Origin of the sequence: Moraxella sp. CTOTU49097, assembly GCF_032064105.1 — a bacterium.
Lineage (GTDB): Bacteria > Pseudomonadota > Gammaproteobacteria > Pseudomonadales > Moraxellaceae > Faucicola > Faucicola osloensis_B.
This window is the reverse complement of sequence record NZ_DAMBOA010000001.1, coordinates 183,400-205,311: the sequence shown is the minus strand read 5'-3', so window position 1 is coordinate 205,311 and position 21,912 is coordinate 183,400. Positions and strand designations below refer to the sequence as shown.

The following is a 21,912-nucleotide window of genomic DNA, read 5'->3' as shown; positions in this document are numbered from 1 at the left end:
ATTTAACTATCGGTATCTTAATAAGTTATGTAGTCATTTTTAACGATTATCAACCAGTGTTGCCAACTATTTTTAAGCTTTCTTTAAGCATTGTTTAAGCGTTTAAATCGGCAATACATTGGTGTGCTTGTTCGCGGCTTAGTTTATCGACCGCCAAAATCGCTTGCAATGACCCAATCGGCTGTTTTTCAGCTTGCAATAGCACTTTTTCATTGATATCGGCAATATCGGTTAAACGGATTTCGCCATCCAAAAACGCTTGAACAGCTATCTCATTACTGGCATTTAAGGCGATACACGCATAGCTACCTTGTTGCATGGCTTGATAAGCCAACCCTAGGCACTTAAACTTTTCTAAATCAGGTCGGACAAAATTTAAATTACTCAACTTAAAAATATCTAATCGCTGCACCCCACTGCTGATACGATTGGGGTATGCCATGGCATGGGCAATTGGGGTACGCATATCAGGACTGCCAAGCTGCGCTAAAAAACTACCATCGTTGTATTCAACCATAGAGTGCACGATACTTTGCGGATGAATGACCACTTCAATCTCAGAGACCGGCATATCAAATAAAAAACTTGCTTCAATCAGCTCCAAGCCTTTATTCATCATAGTGGCACTATCTACCGATATTTTTTGCCCCATGGACCAGTTCGGGTGCTTGACAGCTTCTGCAACGCTGGCGCGTTTCATATCATCGAGTGTTTTGTGTAAAAATGGCCCACCTGAGGCAGTTAACCAAAGCTTTTTAATACCATGGTTATCGTCATGAATGGCATTACGCTGTTGTTGCACCGCGGTAGGCAAACATTGAAAAATGGCATTGTGCTCACTATCAATTGGGAGCAATTTGGCATTTGACTGCTTGACGGCTTTAATCATCAGCTCCCCTGCCATCACTAATGCTTCTTTATTGGCGAGCAAAATAGTTTTGCCTGCGTTAGCCGCTGCCAGCGTTGATGGCAAGCCTGCAGCGCCGACGATAGCCGCAACCACCATATCCACTTCTGCTAGCGTGGCAAGCTCAACCAGACCTTGCTCACCAATCAAAATCTTGCAGCTTAGCTGAGCCTCGCTGAGCATCTGCGCAAATGTTGTTTCCTTTTCTTTAGCAACACAAACATACGTTGGCTTAAATTGCTGGCAAATACTCAGCAGTTTATCCAGCCGTGAAAACCCTGTCACCCCGACCACGTTATACAAATCAGGATGCTGGCTAACGACCGATAGCGTACTATCGCCGATAGAGCCTGTTGCGCCCATAATAGCAATGTTTTTTTGCGGTATAGTGTGAGTTGAAGATAGCATTACAAAGACCTAGTAAGTTGCGGGCAGACGGCAGTTAAACCTAACATTTTGCTTTTACAGCGGCAAATTGCCACTGTGATAAGCATATTAACACGCGAGAAGATTTTTAAGCATCAATCGACAAGCAGTTGCGCAAAAAAAGATTGAATGAAACACAAGCTTGCATTGATTAGTGAATTAAACAAATTGATATTGGCTAGATTGGTATTGAACAGATTAATATTAAGCAGATGTGAAAATTTTTGAAAGCTAAACCCAATGTAGCATTAAATTAAGCCGTAAAATTTCATCGCCCAAAATCCCAACGCAAAAATTGGCACGGCTGAAAGCTGCGAATCAATTCGATCAAGAATGCCCCCATGCCCTGGTAATAATGCCCCGGCATCTTTGACGCCTGCATGGCGCTTTAGCATACTTTCAAATAAATCACCGAACACGGACATGATGATAGTGAGCAACGATAACAGCAAAAACAATCCAATAGCCGTCATCGACCAATCGTTTAACAACCCAAACGATACGCCAATCACCACAAGCGTACCCGTGGCAAGTCCACCTAGTAAGCCTTCCACACTTTTATTGGGTGAGACGTGCGGGGACATTTTGCGTCTACCAAGTTTTCGTCCGACAAAGTAAGCGCCGCTATCCGCGCACCACACCAATACAAACACATATAGCAGCCACCAAGCTGAAAGTGACCACAGATAATACATCGCAGTAATGGCGGATGACAGTATAATCATACCGATGACGTATAAATGCTTACCATACCAAGCTTGCGTATTGTTGGGATAACGGCGAATCCAGCCAATCGCTACCGACCAAATCAGCGCCGCAACCAGCCAAAAAAACACCCAACAGGCTATACTGCCAGTTAGCTTTGCCATCACCAATAACACACTGACAATCCCTAGCATCACAAGGGTATACATATAATCAATTGGCTTGGCAGGTTTGGTGGGAATTTGGGTGGTAGGCGGTACATAACTGCCTGAATTTTGTTCAAGTGACGGCATGAGCTTTGACCACTCAAAAGCCCCAAAGCCTGCACCGACTAACAATAGCGGCAACATCAAAATAGGCTCGCGGGTAGCAAACATTGCAACGCCAACAATCACTAACAAAATAATGGCGGTTCTAATGCGTTCCCACATGATAATTCCTATTGATTAATTAAAAGCTCAAACCTAATAATTGCTCGCTGGTCTTACCAAATCGACGCTCACGACCCATGAAAATATCAATCATTTGGTCTAATTCAGCCGCCTTGAAATCTGGCCAAAGCGTTTCGGTAAAAAATAACTCAGCATACGCACATTGCCAAAGTAAAAAATTAGAAATGCGGTAATCACCCCCTGTACGGATTAACATATCAACGGCGGGTAAATCCGATAGCGACAGGTGGCGTGCAAAATCGTCTTGGGTAATGGCATCGGCAGTAAGCGCGCCTTCTTCCACTTGTTTGGCAACTTGGCGGCAGGCATTGACGATGTCCCATTGACCGCCGTAGCTGATAGCAATCACCAAACTCATCTTAGTAAAGTGGGCAGTTTGCTGTTCTGCATCTTGCATAATCGCGCGTAAATGCGGCGTCAATGCACCCCTATCACCGATAAAGCGCAAAGAAATTTGGTGACGCAGCATCCGTGGTAATTGGTCATGGACGGTTTGCTCCAGTAGCTTCATCAATAGCGCCACTTCATTGGCTGGGCGCTGCCAATTTTCGCTAGAAAAAGCAAATACCGTCAACGCACGTATACCAATATCCATACAATGCTCAACCAAAGGGTCTAAATTATCTTTGCCGGCAATATGCCCGCCACCGGTTGGTAGCCCATGTGCTTTGGCATAGCGGTTATTGCCATCCATAATGATGGCAATATGTTGTGGCATTGCTGCCTTTGACTCAACCATGACCTACTTCTTATGAATTGGTTCTTTTATTGGATAAATAACGATTAAACGGCCATTAACTCTGCTTCTTTGCTAGAGAGCATTTTATCAATGCTATCAATGTATTTATCAGTCATTTTTTGGATGTCGTCATTGGCGCGGCGTTCATCGTCTTCTGAGATTTGCTTGTCTTTTACCAAGGCTTTTAAGGCATTGTTGGCATCACGGCGAGCATTACGCACGGATACACGGCGCTCTTCGGCTTCATGACGTGCCAATTTTTGCATATCTTTACGGGTTTCTTCCGTCAATGCGGGTAGTGGTACTCGAATCACTTCTGCGCTCATTGGGTTAAGACCCAAATCTGATTCACGAATTGCTTTGTCCACTGCCTGCACCATGCTACGGTCAAAAGGCTGCACTAACAGGGTACGCGAGTCCTCAACGTTGATGCTCGCCACTTGATTAAGCGGCATCTCAGAGCCATAGTAAGACACCATCACACCCTGCAAAATACCAGGATGGGCACGGCCCGTACGTAATTTGCTAAAGGCATTTTCTAAGGCTTCAATCGCCTTTTTCATTTTGTCTTCGCCTTGTTTTTTAATATCGTTAATCATGTTGTATCCTTTTAAAACTCTGTATATCAAATTTAGAAATTAGTGATTGATAACTTTGGTGCCTTCTGACTCGCCCATCACTACATGAAGCAGCGCATTGGGTTTTGCCATATCAAATACTTGCAGCGGTACGTTATGCTCACGCAGCAAGGCAATCGCAGTCAAATCCATCACCCCCAATTTTTGATCCAGCACTTGGTCAAAGGTGAGTTCGTCGTATTTGACGGCATCGTCATGGGTATTTGGGTCTTTGTTGTACACGCCATCGACTTTGGTGGCTTTTAGGATTAAATTGGCTTCAATCTCGATGCCACGTAAACACGCTGCGGTATCCGTGGTAAAAAACGGATTGCCGGTACCTGCGACAAACACGCACACTTCATTGTTTTGTAAATAGCGAATGGCATTGCGGCTGCTGTAGTTTTCAGTCACTTCGCCAATTGGTAAGGCTGACATCAAACGGCATTTGATATTACGGCGCTCCAAGGCGTCACGCATCGCCAAGCCATTCATCACGGTTGCAAGCATACCCATTTGGTCGCCTGTGACACGACCCACCAAGCCTTGTTTTTGTAGCGCAGCGCCACGATACAAGTTGCCACCACCGACCACGATGCCCACTTGCACACCCAATCCTACCAAGTGTGCAATCGCAAGACTCATGTTGTCTAATACGCCTGAATCAATCCCCATATCATTTTTGCCTGCCAGGGCCTCGCCAGAGAGTTTGAGCAAAATACGTTGGTAACGGGGAGCTTTATCAGACATGGTTGACCTCTTGTTGGCTGTTGGATAACAAATAATGCAAATGGCGAAATTTTAACAAAATTAACGGTTTTTAGATAGTGTAAAGATAATTTCAATAGTCATTTTAATTTTTACCCTGCTCTAACCTTGAAAATTCAATCGGCTTTAGCCATCAAACTATCAAGTCGCTATACTCAAGGCACAATATTAATGCGTGGATTATTAATGCCTGAATTAATGCGTGGCTGAATGAGAAAACAGATTAATCACAATCACACCCAATACAATTAGGCTCATACCCGCGATGGCGGGTAAATCCAGTTTATTACCCAAAATAAAGTACCCAATGATAGCGGTTAACACAATACCCACCCCTGACCAAATGGCATAAGCAATCCCCAGTGGTATGATTTTGATGACTTGTGAAAGAAGATAAAAAGCAATGCCAAAACAAATCACGGTGGTGATAGTGGGCAAGGGTTTGCTAAATCCCTCTGATTTTGCCAAAAAAGTTGAACCAGTAACCTCACTGACAATCGCAATTGCTAAAAGACAATACGCTATCATTGATTGAGACATGACGTTAATCCTTACTCTTATAAGAGTTCACCTGTAAAACTGGCAAAAAGATCATACTCATTGGCTTCATCAATGGTGACGGTTAAAAATTCACCGACTTTAACCGATGCATCAATATTATCTACATACACGTGACCGTCAATTTCTGGCGCATCGGCATAGCTACGGCAAATGGCGATATTTTCTTCTTCATCAATCTCATCAACCAGCACTTTTAAGGTTTTACCGACTTTCTCAGCCAGTTTTTCGGCACTGATTTGTTGCTGTAGCGCCATCAGTCGTTCATAGCGTTGTTGTTTGATAGCTTCTGGCACAGGGTTCGGTAAATCGTTTGCCGCCGCGCCTTCTATTTCTGAATAGGTAAATGCCCCTACTCTGTCTAATCGCGCCTCTTTGAGCCAGTCAAGCAAATATTCAAAATCCTCTTCCGTCTCCCCAGGGAAACCCACCACGAAGGTAGAACGAATGACAATATCAGGGCAAATCGAGCGCCAAGTTTTGATGCGCTCCAGTACGTTTTCGCTATGCGCGGGGCGTTTCATGGCTTTGAGCACATTGGGGCTGGCATGTTGGAATGGGATATCAAGGTATGGCAGTAGCTTGTCTTCACTCATCAGTTTGACGACAGCATCGACATGTGGGTAAGGATAGATGTAATGCAAACGCACCCAAATGCCCAGACGATTTAGTGCCTCGCACATATCATAAAATTTGGATTTGATGGGCATGCCATTCCAAAAACTGGTTTTGTATTTAAGATCTACGCCATAGGCTGAGGTATCTTGCGAGATGATTAATAGCTCTTTGACGCCTGCGTTTTTGAGCGCAGCCGCTTCAGTCATGATACTGTCAATCGGGCGACTAACGAGGTCACCACGAAAGCTTGGGATAATACAAAATGTGCAACGGTGGTTACAACCTTCGGATATTTTGACATAAGCATAATGTTTTGGCGTAAGCTTAATGCCCGCATCATTGATTAGGTCAATTTTTGGGTCGTAAGTTTTTGATGGCGCAGGTTTTGGCACATAATGCGACACGGCATTGACGACTTCTTCATAGGCATGTGCGCCAGTCACCGCAAGCACAGCTGGGTGCATGGTTTTGATTTTTTCGGCATCTTTGCCAAGGCAACCGGTGACAATCACCTTGCCGTTTTTGGTAATCGCCTCACCAATGGCGTCAAGCGATTCTTGCACCGCAGATTCGATAAAGCCGCAGGTATTGACCACCACCAAATCTGCGCCATCATAGTCACTGGCGACTTGGTAGCCATCACGGCTAAGCTCGGTGATAATGCGCTCGCTATCCACCAAGGCTTTAGGGCAGCCAAGCGACACAAAACCAATCTTAGGCGCTTTTGTCGTTACTATATCTTGAGCCAGTTGGTGCGCCGTTTGGCTAGCGCTTTGACCTACAGTACGGTTTTCATTATGATTGGCTTGGTGGTGGGTGGCAGGTTTATTGGTAGATTGGGGATTAAAAACTTGCGGTTGGCTTGGCATGACTTTCACTTTTAAAAAAATTTAATCTGACTATTTTACTAAGTTTTGCCGTTTTTACCAAATCAACTTTTTAATTTTTCATCGGCTCAAATTAACTGTATAGGTAAAAATTTCAAATGCTAAAAAAATCAACCTATTGTTGATAACCTATTGTTCGTAAAAATCCTTACCAACTGCCGCACTCCCTATCATGACTACTCAATATAAGCCATACCCTGCAAAAAACACTATTGGTCATGATTTTAGTTGAAACAAATTTTAGAAAAATTATTTTAAATCAAAATTTTATAAAAAATCCGCCAAATTTTGACGGATTTTTTTATTAACCATTCAACTCATCCCACAATTTTTCTAGGCGTTTATCTGAGACAGGCACGCGGGTTTTCATCGGCTGGGCAAACAGCTGAATCCGAAACTCCTCAACCAACCAACGATACGGCATAATTGTTTCATCGTTACCCTTAACAGATAGCCTTTCCATGTGTTTATCAAGCTGATACACGGCATCAAGATCGGCATCCAAATTGTGCTCAAGCCTATCAAGACGCACCAACAACGCCTGCAAATAACGCGGATATTGCTGCCAATCTTGATAACTCATGCGGTACACAAAGTCCGACAAACTCAAATCATCGAGCTGGTCTTCGATATCTTCGATACTTTCTTCAAAAATATCACGGTCAAGTAGTAGCAGTTTTTGGCGAACTTGCTGCCACTGCTCATACACCGATTTTAGCTGGGCTAGTACACTTTGCCCAACGCTCAAGAAATTGGCAAGCACAACGGCTTTGGCTTGGTTAAATTCATCCAACGTCAAAGGCAACTGATTGATGGCAATCACCAACTCTTTATCATGAATCCCTGCCGTGAATTTTTCATGGTCAAACGCTGCAACAAATTTTTCAAAAGTGGCATCAAGCGTGGCATGAATCAGCAAATCTTTGAGTCTGTCAAGCTCACCAAGCGGTGCAAAGGCAAGTTTAAAGTTTTTATCAATTTGGCTGGTAAGCTGTCTGGCTTTTGCGCCTAATTCATTGCCGATTAAAGCAAGCAAGCCTTGACGATGTTTGTTGAGTGCCACACTGACATCAGTAAATTGCTGAATAGACACAGCCTTTTTATCGCTATAGCTTGGCTGCCCATCAGCAACCAGTGCCGAAAACTGCTTAATCATCACGCCTGCACTGTGGCGGTTTTGCATAAAGTTAAAATGCTCGGGGAACTCGCTATGTACGCCTTTACCACTGGCGACGGCTTGGCTTGTGGTGACCTGATGGCGCAGTTTTAATGCGTCAATATCTCGCCCTTTTTCAATCAGGCGGTTTTTGTCATCGACCAACGCAATTTGTGGTTGCAAATAGGTTTCAACCTCGCTTGGGTTAAAGTCTTTTGGCTCTACAAATTGATTGTTTGCCCCACGCACGCCGCGCTGGTTCAAGGCTTGGCACAGTTGCTTTAGCAGTCCGCCATGGTGGTTTTTTTCAAGTGTGTCAAAAATTTGTTTGGCGGTATCGGGCACGGGTACGATTTGACGGCGAATATCTTTGGGCAACGTCTTTAATAGCTGCAAAACCAGCTCATAGCGCCACCCTGCAATACCCCATAATAATTCAACCGCATCAACCTGTGGTAAGGCAACGAGCGGGACTTTAATGGTCACGCCATCATCGTCGCTGGTAGGGTCAAAAATATACGACAGGGGTAGTTTTAAATTACCCAGTTGCCACGTTTCTGGGAAAGCTTGGGTAGCGGGTGCTTGTTCGTTCAGTACATCTTTATCACTAAAAAATAAAAACTGTGGGTCCGTTTTTTCCACCTCTTTTCGCCAATCTTCAAATACTTTGCGACTAGCGATATGCTCAGGCACTCGCTTGGCGTAAAAGTCGTATAATTGCTCTTCATCAACCAGCAAGTCTCGACGTCGCAGCTTATCTTCAATCAAGGAGACATCAGCGACTTTATCTATATTATGCTGCAAAAATAGCGGCAATTTGCCCTTTTTACCATCCCCTGTGGACGGGGCATTTAGATTGCCCAACACCAAGGCATCTCGCAAAAAGATTTCTCGAGACTCGGTAAGGTTGACCCGCTCATAATTCATCAGTTGTTTGTGTACCACAATCAGACCAAACAAGCTGATTTGGGCGTACGCCTTGACATGCCCCGTTTTAGCTGACCAATGCGGCTCAAAATAATGGTATTTGAGCAAATCCCCTGCCATCACCAAAATCCACTCTGGTTCGATTTTGGCAGCGGTACGCATAAACACCTGCGAGGTCTCAACCACCTCAAACGCCATCACCCATAGCGGATTTTGCTTAAACAAGGTACTGGCAGGAAAAATCTTGGCTTTGTGCTGACGCGCGGTGACATACTCGCCGCGTTTGGCTTTGATTAGCTTACCGCTTTTGTCGACGTCATTGACTTTCTGGGCAATAAACGACAGCAGACCCGTGAGCAATGCTCGGTGAATAGGCACATAACTGGCTGGCTCTTGGTTGATGGTTAATTTTAAGCCATCCACCATTTGCAGCAACTGGCTATGGGTTTGTTGCCATTCACGTAAGCGCGGCGAGCTTAAAAAATGTTTTTTGGCAAAGCTTTTACGTTGGCTGTTGGTTAATTTGTCGTTTTCATACGGGCTTTGCGCGATTGGTGCGGCTTCATCGTCTAGCGTTACATTTTTTTGACGGTCAAGATCACTGCTTTTAAATCCATCGCTTTTAAATCCACTGCTTTTAAATAAAGCCCCATGAATTGCCTGCCAAAGACTGAGATAAAATAAAAAATCGCTGTCGGCTTGGCGAAATAATGCGTGTTTTTGGTCGGCTTGGGTTTGCTTATCGCTCGGGCGTTCTCGAGGGTCTTGCACTGACAAGCCCGATACAATCACCAATAGCTCTTTTAAACAACCGTATTGCTCACCTGCAATCAGCATACGTGCCAAACGAGGGTCAATGGGCATTTTTGCCATCATTTGACCGACTTTGGTAAGTTGATTTGGATGGCGTTTGGATTGACCTTTGCTATTGTTATTAGATGTGCTTAGGCTATTTTCAGGTTTTTTGGTGGCAATCGCACCCAATTCTTCTAATAGTTTACGCCCATCATTAACCAGTCGATTGTCGGGGGGCTGAATAAAGTCAAAGTTTTCTACCTCGCCCAGACCCAAGTTTGCCATTTGCAAAATCACCGACGCCAAGTTAGTACGCAAAATTTCAGGCTCGGTAAATTCGGGGCGGCTGGTAAAGTCTTCTTCTGAATATAAACGGATACACACGCCCGCGGCGATACGTCCACAGCGACCTTTTCGTTGATTGGCAGCAGCTTGGCTAATCGCTTCAATCGGCAGACGTTGTACCCGCGAGCGATAGTCATAGCGTGACATCCGAGCAAATCCCAAATCAATGACGTAGCGAATATTTGGCACAGTCAAGGCGGTTTCGGCAACGTTGGTGGCGATGATAATGCGACGTCCGCCTGTCGGGTGAAAAATCTGCTGCTGCTCGGCAAAACTTTGACGAGCAAATAACGGCAAAATCTGGGTATGACGGGGGGCATATTGGTTTAAAATATCCGCCAAATCATGAATTTGCGCTTCTGTTGCCGCAAAAATCAAAATATCCGCTTGGTCAGCATGCCCTTTGCTGGCAGCGTCTTGGTAGCACTCTTCCACCGCTGCGGTAATCGCTCGCGGTAAGTTATCTTCGACATCATCAAAGCTGTCATCATCCGAACCTGTGACAATCTCCTCCGTCAACGGACGGTAGCGCACTTCCACGGGATAACTGCGACCTTCAACCACAAACACAGGCGCGGGCGTCGCTTGTTTGGTTTTACCATCGATGCTAGAAAAATATTGGCTAAACCTTGCTGTGTCGAGCGTTGCCGATGTGATAATCACCTTTAAATCGGGACGTTTTGGCAATAGACGCTTGAGATAACCCATGATAAAGTCGATGTTAAGACTGCGCTCGTGGGCTTCGTCAATAATAATGGTGTCATAGCGGCTCAAAAACTTGTCATGCGCCATTTCGGCAAGCAAAATACCGTCGGTCATCAGTTTGACAATGGAATCCGATGAGCCTTGCTCAGTAAAACGCACTTTGAAGCTGACTGTCTGTCCGAGCGTTTCCCCTAATTCTTCAGCAATGCGATTTGCTACACTACGCGCCGCTAATCGTCTTGGCTGTGTGTGTCCGATTTGCCCTGTTATCCCTCGCCCGGCAAGCATGGCAATCTTAGGTAATTGGGTGGTTTTGCCTGAGCCTGTCTCCCCTGCCACGATGATGACTTGGTGGTCTTGGATGGCTTTGATGAGTCTATCGGCTTGTTGGCTGACGGGCAAATCTTCGTTTAGATGTATCGTTGGCAGACTGACGATACGGCTTTGCACTCTTTCTTGCGAGTGTTTGAGTTGTTTTTGATAGCGGTCAAATCTTGACGTATAGTCTTCGCTTTCTTTGTCTTTGATTTGTTTTAATTGTTGGGCAAGGCGTGACAGATAATAGCTGTCTTTTGCCATGACCGGTAATTTCACACCTTGGTGCTTGTCTGTTTGATGGCTGTCTAGTTGAGAATCATTTAATGGTACAGCAGTCGATATAAGTTCTTTCATTCACTTAGGCTATTCTTATGGTAAACATTGCCTAGATAATGTGGTATGAATAAGCTAAAATCAAGCGTTATCCCTATTTTTAAGCTATCGGCTAATTATTTTTATGACATTTGTTAGTTTCATATGAAAGGAGAATTTATGAGTTTATTAAAAACCGTTGAAGTCATTCACAATCCCAACAATCTGCCGGTTGATAGAGCGGTGATTTGGCTACATGGACTGGGCGCAAGTGGTCATGACTTTGAACCAATCGTCCCAGACCTAGGGCTAGACGGCAAACATGGCATACGATTTATTTTCCCACACGCCCCCGCCATTCCTGTAACCATCAACCAAGGCTATGTGATGCCAGCGTGGTATGATATTTTGGAAATGTCGCTTGAGCGCAAAATCGACACCGCACAGATTGAACAATCCGCGGCTTGGATTGGAGAGTTAATCGCGCGTGAAGCCGAGCGCGGTGTATCGCCTGAGCATATTGTGATTGCAGGATTTTCGCAAGGTGGCGCCGTCGCTTATCAAACCGCGTTAACCTATGACAAACCATTAGCCGGACTGTTAGCCCTATCGACTTATTTAGCGACCAAAGACAGCCTAGCTTTAAGTGAGGCTAATAAAAATCTAAACATTGCCATTCATCATGGCACACAAGACCCTGTCGTCCCAGTACAGCTTGGGCAAGAAGCCAAAGCATGGCTTGAGTCAAAAGGTTATCAGCCGCAGTTTTACAGCTATCCGATGGCGCACCAAGTGTGTATGCCGCAACTCAAAATTATCGGTAAATGGCTAAATGATGTGTTGGCCTAACGATGTTTTAGCATAATTTTTTAGCATAAAAAGAGCGTACCTGACTTGGGTACGCTCTTTTGGCAATTAGCCATTCATCTTTGGCAGTCGTTTTAACAAAATAAATAGCCAGTAATTGACCCATCCTAACAAAACAAAATCCACCAACCACACAGCCATCAACCCCCAATGCGTTTGATAGCCGTATTTTAGTGCAACCATACCACTGCCCCCCAAATATACAAAAGTGAGCATACTTAGCAGCAATAGCGCGTATGGGCTTTTGCCTTTCACAATATAAGGCGTTGATAAGAGCGCAGGTATCAACCACAAAGCTTGCCAAGCAATCCCGCCGACCATAGCAGGCTTTGCACTTGCCAACCAATGTGTCAATAGCGGTACTGCCAGCAAGCGAAACCCCAGCCAAACCCACCATACTATGGTTAAGCGTCGGTGGATGGGATATATGGGTTTTGGCGCAGATAGTGAATGCGGGTCTTGTTTTCTCATAACGCTTGTTTTCTCATAACGCTTGTTTTCTCATAACGCTTGTAATGCCTTGGCAATTTTGGCTAGACGTTTGCCCTGCGCGATGGCTAACGTTTTTTCGTCTACGCTCATGATGTGGTCATGCTTTGCGCCACTGACATGGCTTGCACCATACGGGCTTCCACCTTGGCTCGTGGTATTGAGCGCAGGCTCACTGTACGAAATTCCCACAATCACCATGCCATGATGCAGTAGCGGCGTCATCATGCTAGTCAACGTCGTCTCCTGCCCACCGTGCATGGTACCCGTACTGGTAAATACAGATGCCGGTTTGTTTTGCAAATCCCCCGCGAGCCAAATTGTGACGCTATTATCCCAAAAATACTTCATCGATGCTGCCATATTGCCAAAATGGGTGGGACTACCCAATGCCAGTCCCACACAGTTTTTTAAGTCATCCATGGTGGCGTACAGGTCACCTTCATCAGGAATACTTGGCGCAACTTTTTCAGTCTCGCTACTGACCTTGGGTACCGTGCGAATCCGAGCGGCTATGCCCGTGCCGCTATCTTCAATGCCTTGTGCGACCAGATACGCCAAATCTTTGGTAGAGCCATTTTGGCTGTAGTACAGGACTAAAATATAAGGTTGACTCATGGTTTTTCTCACATCAATTCTGATAATTGTTACGTCAAGCTAGTTTGGGTGAATAAATTTTGATGGATGAGTTTTGATGGCAGGGTCAAGGCAATCTACTAGCCAGATTGACAATTGCAAAACACCAAAACTGTTCACAGTAATTCAATAAACAATTTTTTTGAATATGATACCATACTGCCATATAATCACTGCCTTTTTCGCCGATTTGATGGTCAAACTTTGAAATTTTTTATCAATAAGAACTACTATGAATGAACTCATTGCCAAACTAAAAAAATTATCCATTTTTAAACATAAATGGGTGCAGTTTTTGATGTACCTTATCAAAAACTTTATCGATGATAATTGTAGCCAAAAAGCTGCGTTATTGACTTATACCACGCTGCTGTCTATTGTGCCGATTTTAACCTTGTTGGTGGTGATTCTCTCCACCATCCCGCAGTTAGCAGAAGCGCGTGAGCAGATTCAAAACTTAATTTTTAGCAATATTTTGCCCAGTACCGGATTACAGGTCACCAAGTATCTTAACCAATTTACCAGTAACTCATCGAACTTAACCATTATCGGTGTGGGTATTTTGTTTTTTACCACCATTTCCACTTTAATGACGATTGAAACCGCGTTTAACCAAATTTGGCGGGTTGAAAAAAAAGAGACCAGTTGGCTCAATCTCGTGCGTTACTGGGTGATTATTACCCTGTTGCCTATTGTGCTTGCCATCGTCATGATTATCTCAAGTACTGTGCAAAGTCTGAGTTTTTTAAATCAAAAGATTGGCGGCTATGGCATTGACTGGGCGATTTGGGTGCAAATCGGCTCCATTGCGATTGTGCTCATGGGGTTGGTGACCATGTATTGGTTTGTACCTCGCTGCCAAGTACGTTTTAAACATGCGTTGGTTGCCGGTGTTGTGGTTGGGATTATCTTTGAAATCTTAAAACTCACCTTTGGCGCAATTGTTGACAACTTTACCAGTTATAAAGCGGTGTATGGGGCGTTTGCGATTTTGCCTTTGTTCTTACTTTGGATTTATATTTCTTGGAATATTATCCTGCTTGGCGTGCAAATCAGCTACTGTTTAACCATTTTTGAGACCAAAGAAATCTTTCCCCGTCATGCCTTGTTTAGCTTGATGGATATGCTAAATGTGTTGTACCGTGAGCATAAAAAAGGCAATGTCGTCACCGAAGCCGGTCTGCGTGATGTGCTAGGTCGCCAAGAGATGCCAAATTGGTACACTTATATTAGTTTTTTACAAGATAACAATCTCATCACCACCAGTGACAAAGATGAATATGTCCTCAAACGCTCGCTCGATGATTATAGTTTTTGGGATTTTTATCAAAATATGCCCTATCCTTTACCGCATGAAAAGGATTTGCGAAAACTTAAAAATAACGCGCCTTGGACTGTGCAATGGATTAATACCTTAGCGCGTGGTGAAGCCATGCTCAAATATAATTTTGATGTGTCGATGGCAAGTATTTTTGACAGTATCGCACCGCGTCAGACCCCAAATGCCGAAGACATCGAGCCAGATACAGGAAAAAAAGATAAAGGTAAAGGCAACAAACTAGCCGGTCAACGTGAAGGTTCAGGTCTATCAGGGGGTCAAGTCAGTGACGTGGTCAATGAAGATAAACGTATCAAAGAAACTGACGCCGAGCAAGCGACTGGCTTTGATGGTACGCTTGATTTTAAAGGTCAGGGTAGCTTATCGAGTCAACCGCGTGATTTTAATGCCTTAAATAACGATGAGTTATCGGATGAATTATCACATGAATCATCAGTTGTTAAGCAAGCTCATGATAATCAGACACGCTTGTCAAATGATAAGGGGTTAGATGACAAACATCCGCTAAAAACGCTTGAAGAAAGTAACAGTGAATACGACAGTAGTAATGGCGAAAATAAAGCGACACCCTCATCCACACAAAGTGGCAATGCGACAGATGAGCATAAATTTGCGATTGATAATTATTTAAATGCCAATAATTTTGACAATATGCATTGGGACATCAGTAATCTGGATGACACGAGTTTTAGCAATGAAATTACCGCCACCCAAACAGTCGAGTCAAAAATCCTAGCGGATGATGACAAACCAAAAGGTGATAATACGGCGGTGATGGCAAAAATTCGTCAGATTATACCGGCTAGCGTACTCGATAGCCCGTACAATCCTTTTAATTTCATCAAATCAAAAATTGCAGCCAATACAAGCAAAAAATCTCCGCGTATCATTACGGAAAAAGATAAACCAGATAGCTAAACCAGACAGCTAGCTTGGTGAATAAAAAAGGGCAGATTCTGCCCTTTTTTATCGCTTTTTTTTATGAATAGCTTAAGCCTGTGTCATCTTTTTACCCAATAACCCTTTGGCATGCATATTGCGATAGACCACCACCACAATGACGATATTCACTAACAGTATCAAAAAGTTAAGCCAATTGAATCGATGGCTAAATAACTCATAAACCTCAAGCGGCAAAAACACGCCGTAGCCCAAAACACTATACCAATACGCCCATATTTTATCTCGATAAAGACCATAGGTTTCCACAAAACGCAGTAGCGCATAGCCCACGACTATCCAAAAGGCTTTTTGCCAATTTTGGTTGGCGACCCATGCATAGTGATTCAGTGCTTCTATTTGGTGGTGCAGTGCCATCCCCATGATACGATGCAGCGCCTGTGAAACCACCCGCGCAATCCATTGCAATTTATCATGCCCTACAAAAATAATAGCCGCCACCCCTAGCGCTACCAATCCTTTTATAAGCTCATAGATAGCGACCATGATGATGGCTTTCTTAGCATGATGCCTATTAGGCACTGGCGGGGCTATCTGCTTAAACGCCTTTGGCATGATTCATTACCCTATCCAATCTTGAAACAAACTTAAAACAAGCCTAAAAATACACTTGCTCGACTTTCCCTGTCAATTCGCTATTGATAAATGGCGTATTTTTGCCCTGCGACATCATTGATTCTTTAGTCACCGTCCAAGTCAGACTGGGGTCAACCAGCACCGCCCCGCCCGTTTGATGATAGTTAGCTTCAATTCCAGCGATTTTGGCAGGGTTTAGTGCGATTTTTTCTACTAGCTGCGCTGGGGTCAAAATACCTTCTTTGACCAGTTGACAAGCGAGCCCCATAAAAGTATCAAAATTGCTAATACCGGGTTTACACTCCGCAAAAGGCGCTTGTTTAGCGGTTTTTGCCAATGGCTCATGGTGGCTACAAATCGCATCGATAGTGCCATCTTGCAAGCCTTCTTGCAGCGCTTTTTTGTCTGTATTGGAACGCAATGGCGGCAACACATATGCCAAAGCATTAAAACCAATCAACGCATCATCGGTTAAATGTAATTGGTGCATCGCCACATCACAGGTCACCGGCAAGCCCCTTTGTTTCGCCCAGCGAATCAAATCAATCGAGGATTTGGTGGTCAGCTGACCAAAATGTGCCGATACGCCTGTTTCTTCGACAATCAACAGCTGCTTGGATAACGCCACCGTTTCAGCAATCCAAGGAATCCCTGCCAAGCCGTGATAAGATGCGATGTAGCCATCATGGGCGACACCATTTTTGGATAAACTGGGTTCATCAGGGTAAAAAAATACTTTGATGTCATAAGTCGCTGCATAATCAAGGGCTTGCAGTAGTACGTCATCATTGGCGAATTTGCGGCGAGCATTGCTGACCCCGATGATGCCACCTTGCTTCAGCCCAAGCATATTGGCGGGTTTTTCACCTTCAAGACCTGCAGTCATCGCCCCTAACACATGCAGATGAATACCGCCATCTTGATAAGCCCGCTCTCGCAAGCCTGCCAGTAATGAGCCGTTCTCAAGCACGGGATTGGTATCGGGTGGTATGACGACATGCAAAAAACCGTTTTTTCGAGCCGCGGCGCCTTCTGATTTTAGTGTACCATGCGACTGGTGCCCAGGTTCACGCAAACGCGCACATAAATCCACCAGCGGCGGTAATAGCCATTTGCCATCGCTGTCGATAGGGTTAAGCTGCGTGGTATCAAATTGCCAGTTGGCAGGTAAAAGATTTTGAAGCGTCATTGTTTTGCCTACTTTGGGTTTGCCTACTTTGGTTTTGCCTACTTTGTCATTTTTTTCGCTAAATTTAAGATGCGCTGCGCGCGGCACGTTGCCCTTGCATGGCCAGTGCCAACACCGCCATACGTACCGCAATGCCGTTATTGACTTGTTTTAAAATCACGGACTGCTCGCCATCGGCAACACTTGATGAGATTTCAACGCCGCGATTCATCGGTCCTGGGTGCATGACAAGCGCGTCAGGTTTGGCAAGGGCAAGGCGTTCGGTGGTAATGCCATACGCTTTAAAATACTCGGATGTCGATGGCAATAAAGGTGAGCCAATACGCTCATTTTGAATACGCAGGCCAATGATGACATCACAGTCAACCACCGCCGCGTCCAAATCGTTATAGACACTGACACCATAACGCTCAATGCCTTTTGGTAATAATGTCTTGGGCGCCACGACGCGAATTTCTTTAACCCCCAAGGTTTTGAGCGCCGCAATGTCCGAACGGGCAACACGGCTATGCTTGATATCGCCGATAATCGCTACCGTTAATTCCTCAAACGGTCTTGGCGCTTCACGATAAATCGTGAGCATATCGAGCATCGCTTGGGTCGGATGTGCGTGCCAGCCGTCACCACCGTTGATGATGGCAATGTTTGGGGTAACTTCGGTTGCCATAAAGTGCGCAGCCCCACTAGATGAATGACGCACCACAAAAATATCCGCTGTCATGGCTTCAAGATTCCACAATGTATCGCGTAAGCTTTCGCCTTTTTGGGTACTGGATTTGGCAATATCGATACTGATGACACTGGCGCCAAGACGTTTGGCAGCTACATCAAAGGTGGTGCGGGTACGGGTAGAGTTTTCAAAGAACAAATTCATCACCGTACAGCCTTCAAGCTCATCACTATTGCGAATGCTGTTGGGGCGACCGACATTGTCAGTTAAGTAACCATTGGCTTTTTCGATGATGGCCATCAGCTGGGCTTTGGATAACCCTTCTACGCCGATAAAATGCCGCAAATCACCTGCTGCGGTCAGTTCTGGCTTTGCCATCGCTTGATCAAGCTTGCTCTGTAACGCTTCGTTGGATAAGGTTTGGGTGTTTAAAATATTCATCAGCCACCTAGATTTGTTGTTATTTGTATAAATTTTGCCTATTTTACCGTAAATCGGCTGGAATAAATACGCCAATATTTTGCGATTATCGCTGATAAGACGGGTCAAAAAGTGCTACAATTTGCGGCAAATTGTCTATATTTTTTTTAATTCATGAGGTCTAAATTCACCCTGCTTAATCGTATGTGATTGGCTTAGGGTGTTAATTTATAATTTTATAATAAGGTCTACTTATGTCAAATCTTGAAACTTATCTTGCCGCGCAAAACGCCCAACCTGCCGTTGCCGACATCATTACTACCATTACCAAAGTTGGTATTCAAATCAGCGACTTGCTCAAACGCGGCGCGCTCGCGGATATTTTGGGCGAAGCGGGTAACCAAAACGTGCAGGGCGAAGAGCAAAAAAAGCTCGATGTCATTGCCAATGATTTGTTGCTAGACGCTTTGAGCAGCAATCCGCATTGCGCGGGTGTGGCCTCTGAAGAATTAGATAATGCCACCCCTGCCAATCAAGATGGCGACGTTTTGGTACTGTTTGACCCGCTTGATGGCTCATCCAATATTGATATTAATATGGCAGTTGGTACAATTTTCTCGATTTTACCCTACAACAACCAAGGTCACCCTGCGACGGATGAGGACTTTTTGCAAAAAGGGACTGCGCAGTTAGCATCGGGTTATATTTTGTATGGCACCTCAACTGTGATGTCAATCACGCTTGGTAACGGTGTGGCAATGTTTAGTCTTGACCCAGACACCAAAGCGTTTGTGCAAATCAAAGACCAAGTGCAAATCAGCCCAGATACCAAAGAGTATGCGATTAATGCCTCTAACTATCGCTATTGGTTGCCACCGATGCAGCGTTATATTGACGAGTTTACGGCGGGTAAAACTGGCGTGCGTGGTAAAGATTTTAATATGCGCTGGGTGGCGGCGATGGTTGGCGACATTCACCGTATTTTGTGCCGTGGGGGGATTTTTAGCTATCCATTTGACACCAAACACCCTGATAAACCGGGTAAACTGCGCCTGATGTATGAAGCCAATCCGATGAGCTTGCTGATTGAGCAAGCAGGTGGCATGAGTACCGATGCCACCAACCGTATTTTGGATATCGAGCCGACCAGTATCCACCAACGGGTGCCTGTGGTACTGGGGGCAAAAAACGAAGTAGCCTACGTCAAAAAGCTGCATGAAGAAGTCAAATAATGCTTATCACTTCAAAAGACAACCCAACCATCAAAACTGCCCATGCGCTACTCACTGGGTCGCGCCAGCGTAAAAAACTAGGCAAAACCGTGATAGAAGGCACGCACCTGCTTGAAGCGTACCTCAACGCCAATCTCACGCCCGACACCGTGATTGTCAGTGAAAGTGGTTTGCACAATGACGAAATCAATGCCCTGCTGGGTCAGCTTAACCAGGTAAAAACGTTAACGGTCAACGATAATCTTTATAAAGAGATGCGCACACTGGGCGAGAGCCTGCCCATCATGGCGATGATTGATATGCCGCATTTAGACTTTAATCAGCCCATCACCAGCGATTGCTTAATCATCAATGGTGTGCAGGACAATGGCAATCTAGGCACACTACTTCGCACCGCATCCGCCGTGGGCATAAAGACGGTGATTTGCACCCAAGGTAGTGCGGCTGCCTATTCACCTAAAACGCTGCGAGCAGGCATGGGGGCGAATTTTAGTTTAACCATTTATGAAGGCATCAGCATAGATGAGGTTTTGATGAAGGTCAAAGTGCCGATGTTTGCCACGAGCTCACATACCGATCATATTATTTATCAGACCGATTTGAGACAACCGTTAGCCTTGATTATGGGACATGAAGGACAAGGCGTGGATGAGAGATTACTTAGTCAATCCAACCCGATTGCGCTACCCCAGCCAAATGGTCAAGAAAGCCTAAACGTGGCGATAGCAGGGTCACTGTGTCTGTATGAAATGTTACGGCAAAGACGCTACGCATGATTGCCATAAATAATTGCCATCAATGCCATCAGTGAATGAGTGTGACATAAATCACTAGACAGCCTATGTTTAGTCTTTTTTGTCCTCACTATCACCTGGTATCACCGCTTTAGCGACGGCTACCGTGCCTTTGACCACCCCTTTGGTGGTCTTATAGGCAACTTTAACAGGGACAGTGACAATTTTATGCACACACCCTTGTAAGATAACAGCGGTGGTCAGCAAAAAAAGCAGGGTAGTTAGTTTTTTCATTCGTTACCTTTAATTGACTTTAAGATTGACTTTAAGAACGATAATCAGCATTAATTTTGACATACTCGTATGATAAATCACAGGTATAGACGGTATCACTCGCCTGCCCACGACCCAGTTCAATATGAATGGTAATTTCAGGACGCTTCATCACCTCGCTGCCACGCGCCTCGGTATAGTCGTGTGCCAAGCCGCCACGCTCGCAGATACGCACATCATCGAGTGATACCGCCACTTTTGACTGGTCAAGCATCACGCCCGCTTTGCCTACCGCTGCCAAAATACGTCCCCAATTTGGGTCACTGGCAAAAAATGCGGTTTTTACCAGCGGTGAATGCGCCACTTCATACGCGATTTTGGCACATTCTTCAGAGGTTTCACCGCCTGTCACTTTGACCGTGATAAATTTGGTTGCCCCTTCACCATCGCGTACAATCAACTGAGCGATTCGAATCATCACATTGTTAATTGCCTCATAAATCGCTTGATAATGCGGGTGATTTTCGCTGTCAATCACATCCCCAACTTGTCCTGTGGCAATCAACGTACAGCAGTCATTGGTCGAGGTATCGCCATCCACCGTGATGCGGTTAAATGACTGATTCACCGTGTCGGTCAAGATATTTTGTAGCAATGTTTTCTCAATGCTGGCATCGGTTGCCACAAAGCCAAGCATGGTCGCCATATTGGGTCGAATCATGCCCGCCCCTTTTGAGATACCTGTCACGGTATAGGTGATGGCATCAATCGTGACTTGTTCGCTATGCCCTTTTGGGGTGGTATCAGTAGTCATGATGCTATGAGCGGCGCCAAGCCAATTATCGTCGGTTAAATTGGCTAAGGCGCTGTCTAACCCCGCGATGATTTTATCCGCCGGCAAGGTTTCCCCAATCACCCCAGTGGAGTAAGGCAGTACTTGCTCGGCTGCGACACCGGTTTTTTCTGCCAATGCCACACACGTTGTTTTGGCACGCTGTTTACCGTCTTCACCCGTGGCAGCGTTGGCGTTGCCTGTGTTGACAATCAAATAACGGGGACTATCTTTGGCGATAAATTCTCGCAGCAACTGCACAGGTGCGGCACAAAATTGGTTTTGCGTGGTGACAACCGCGGTATTTGCGCCCGCTATGATGTCAAAAACCGTTAAGTCTTTGCGCCCTGCATAGCGCACGTGGGCTTCGGTGATGCCAATTTTTATCCCTTTCACTGGGTTTAATTTTACAAGTTCGACATTGCCAACTGGCATAAGAGCGCTCCTTACTGTTGTTTAA

General features: G+C 45.0%; 19 protein-coding genes. 4 read left to right on the top strand and 15 right to left on the bottom strand.

Annotated elements, in window-relative coordinates:
- Nucleotides 1-94: 94 nt before the first annotated feature.
- The 8 genes from ispC to hrpA all read right to left on the bottom strand — a co-directional run bounded on the left by ispC (nt 95) and on the right by hrpA (nt 11,184).
- Entirely contained in the window at nt 95-1,315 is a 1,221-nt protein-coding gene (gene ispC, locus RT064_RS00965; RefSeq protein ID WP_313060326.1) for a 1-deoxy-D-xylulose-5-phosphate reductoisomerase, read from the bottom strand.
- Nucleotides 1,316-1,581: 266 nt separating this feature from the next.
- Nucleotides 1,582-2,469: a phosphatidate cytidylyltransferase gene (locus RT064_RS00960; protein WP_313060323.1), complete on the bottom strand. Its 888-nt coding sequence runs from the start codon at nt 2,467-2,469 to the stop codon at nt 1,582-1,584.
- 19 nt (nt 2,470-2,488) lie between these two features.
- A complete protein-coding gene (gene uppS / locus RT064_RS00955) occupies nt 2,489-3,229 on the bottom strand; it encodes a polyprenyl diphosphate synthase (protein ID WP_313060320.1) in 741 nt (246 codons plus the stop codon).
- Between the two features lie 44 nt (nt 3,230-3,273).
- A complete protein-coding gene (gene frr, locus RT064_RS00950) occupies nt 3,274-3,828 on the bottom strand; it encodes a ribosome recycling factor (protein ID WP_007116803.1) in 555 nt (184 codons plus the stop codon).
- Nucleotides 3,829-3,867: 39 nt separating this feature from the next.
- On the bottom strand, nt 3,868-4,596 hold the full coding sequence (gene pyrH, locus RT064_RS00945; RefSeq protein WP_219298637.1) for a UMP kinase: 729 nt from the start codon (nt 4,594-4,596) through the stop codon (nt 3,868-3,870).
- 213 nt (nt 4,597-4,809) lie between these two features.
- On the bottom strand, nt 4,810-5,154 hold the full coding sequence (locus RT064_RS00940) for an SMR family transporter (protein ID WP_313060314.1): 345 nt from the start codon (nt 5,152-5,154) through the stop codon (nt 4,810-4,812).
- A 17-nt stretch (nt 5,155-5,171) separates the two neighbouring features.
- Nucleotides 5,172-6,659: a 30S ribosomal protein S12 methylthiotransferase RimO gene (rimO, locus tag RT064_RS00935; protein WP_198510998.1), complete on the bottom strand. Its 1,488-nt coding sequence runs from the start codon at nt 6,657-6,659 to the stop codon at nt 5,172-5,174.
- 322 nt (nt 6,660-6,981) lie between these two features.
- Entirely contained in the window at nt 6,982-11,184 is a 4,203-nt protein-coding gene (gene hrpA / locus RT064_RS00930; protein ID WP_313060621.1) for an ATP-dependent RNA helicase HrpA, read from the bottom strand.
- 231 nt (nt 11,185-11,415) lie between these two features.
- On the opposite strand from hrpA, the gene RT064_RS00925 reads away from it, so the two are divergent.
- Nucleotides 11,416-12,084, top strand: a complete 669-nt coding sequence (locus RT064_RS00925) for an alpha/beta hydrolase (RefSeq protein ID WP_313060311.1) — start codon at nt 11,416-11,418, stop codon at nt 12,082-12,084.
- A gap of 66 nt (nt 12,085-12,150) precedes the next feature.
- Here RT064_RS00925 and RT064_RS00920 read toward each other — a convergent pair whose 3' ends face one another.
- Both RT064_RS00920 and wrbA read right to left on the bottom strand, forming a co-directional pair.
- Entirely contained in the window at nt 12,151-12,573 is a 423-nt protein-coding gene (locus tag RT064_RS00920; RefSeq protein WP_313060308.1) for a hypothetical protein, read from the bottom strand.
- A gap of 30 nt (nt 12,574-12,603) precedes the next feature.
- A complete protein-coding gene (gene wrbA / locus RT064_RS00915) occupies nt 12,604-13,209 on the bottom strand; it encodes an NAD(P)H:quinone oxidoreductase (RefSeq protein ID WP_007116811.1) in 606 nt (201 codons plus the stop codon).
- Between the two features lie 250 nt (nt 13,210-13,459).
- On the opposite strand from wrbA, the gene RT064_RS00910 reads away from it, so the two are divergent.
- On the top strand, nt 13,460-15,484 hold the full coding sequence (locus RT064_RS00910) for a YihY/virulence factor BrkB family protein (protein ID WP_313060305.1): 2,025 nt from the start codon (nt 13,460-13,462) through the stop codon (nt 15,482-15,484).
- A 72-nt stretch (nt 15,485-15,556) separates the two neighbouring features.
- Here the strand turns inward: RT064_RS00910 and RT064_RS00905 are convergent, their stop codons facing one another.
- The 3 genes from RT064_RS00905 to RT064_RS00895 all read right to left on the bottom strand — a co-directional run bounded on the left by RT064_RS00905 (nt 15,557) and on the right by RT064_RS00895 (nt 18,339).
- A complete protein-coding gene (locus tag RT064_RS00905; protein ID WP_313060303.1) occupies nt 15,557-16,081 on the bottom strand; it encodes a DUF2127 domain-containing protein in 525 nt (174 codons plus the stop codon).
- A gap of 43 nt (nt 16,082-16,124) precedes the next feature.
- The gene (locus RT064_RS00900) at nt 16,125-17,291 is read right to left on the bottom strand and encodes a dihydroorotase (RefSeq protein WP_313060301.1); all 1,167 of its coding nucleotides are present in this window, start codon (nt 17,289-17,291) and stop codon (nt 16,125-16,127) included.
- A 64-nt stretch (nt 17,292-17,355) separates the two neighbouring features.
- Nucleotides 17,356-18,339, bottom strand: a complete 984-nt coding sequence (locus RT064_RS00895) for an aspartate carbamoyltransferase catalytic subunit (protein WP_409519513.1) — start codon at nt 18,337-18,339, stop codon at nt 17,356-17,358.
- A gap of 296 nt (nt 18,340-18,635) precedes the next feature.
- Between RT064_RS00895 and RT064_RS00890 the strand changes: the two genes are divergently transcribed.
- Nucleotides 18,636-19,613, top strand: coding sequence for a class 1 fructose-bisphosphatase (locus RT064_RS00890; protein WP_313060296.1), 978 nt, complete (start codon nt 18,636-18,638; stop codon nt 19,611-19,613).
- Nucleotides 19,613-20,389, top strand: a complete 777-nt coding sequence (locus RT064_RS00885) for a TrmH family RNA methyltransferase (RefSeq protein ID WP_313060293.1) — start codon at nt 19,613-19,615, stop codon at nt 20,387-20,389. The genes RT064_RS00890 and RT064_RS00885 overlap by 1 nt, the downstream gene beginning before the upstream one ends.
- Before the next feature lie 69 nt (nt 20,390-20,458).
- On the opposite strand, the gene RT064_RS00880 is transcribed toward RT064_RS00885, so the two are convergent.
- The gene (locus RT064_RS00880) at nt 20,459-20,641 is read right to left on the bottom strand and encodes an NF038104 family lipoprotein (RefSeq protein ID WP_159374575.1); all 183 of its coding nucleotides are present in this window, start codon (nt 20,639-20,641) and stop codon (nt 20,459-20,461) included.
- Between the two features lie 31 nt (nt 20,642-20,672).
- A complete protein-coding gene (gene argJ, locus RT064_RS00875) occupies nt 20,673-21,887 on the bottom strand; it encodes a bifunctional glutamate N-acetyltransferase/amino-acid acetyltransferase ArgJ (RefSeq protein WP_313060290.1) in 1,215 nt (404 codons plus the stop codon).
- Nucleotides 21,888-21,912 lie beyond the last annotated feature (25 nt).